A 479-nucleotide genomic window follows, 5' to 3' on the forward strand; every position below is an offset into this window, starting at 1 on the left:
ATCAACCGCAAGATGAATTTTAGTTGAATTACCACCACAGCTCTGACCTATTTGCTCGGAATACTCCGTTGCAGCGCCTGTACTATGTTGATGAGCCCTGATAATCGAGCCATCTAGGAACACCCATTCAAAATCCGCTAGTTGTGATAAATATTTGAAAATATCAACTAATATTCCTTTTTTAGACCACAAATTAAATCGCCTATAGACAGTGCTCCATTCACCAAACTCTTCTGGCAAATCTCGCCAAGGAATACCGGTTCTCATTCGGAAAAGGATCCCTTCAAACGTCATCCGATGCTCGGATTTATTATAAACTCGGCCGGTATTTTTCATTATTTGTAGTAGCTTTTCCCACCGTTTATTTGTTAGCATTGTTCTTGGCATGATGAATCGAGTTATGGTTGTTTTTGGCTGAATTATTATAACTCACATCATGCCGTCTAAAAAATAATCATGAAAGATCAACACGCCCTAAT

The 479-nt window shown here is 38.8% G+C and carries 1 protein-coding gene; it reads right to left on the reverse strand.

Annotated features, from left to right (window positions below):
* The coding region (locus A9G31_RS04230; protein WP_141671379.1) for an IS5 family transposase at nucleotides 1-387 on the reverse strand (387 nt) is incomplete at its 3' end.
* Nucleotides 388-479 lie beyond the last annotated feature (92 nt).

The organism is Gilliamella sp. Gris1-4, assembly GCF_001690335.1.
Lineage (GTDB): Bacteria > Pseudomonadota > Gammaproteobacteria > Enterobacterales > Orbaceae > Gilliamella > Gilliamella apicola_P.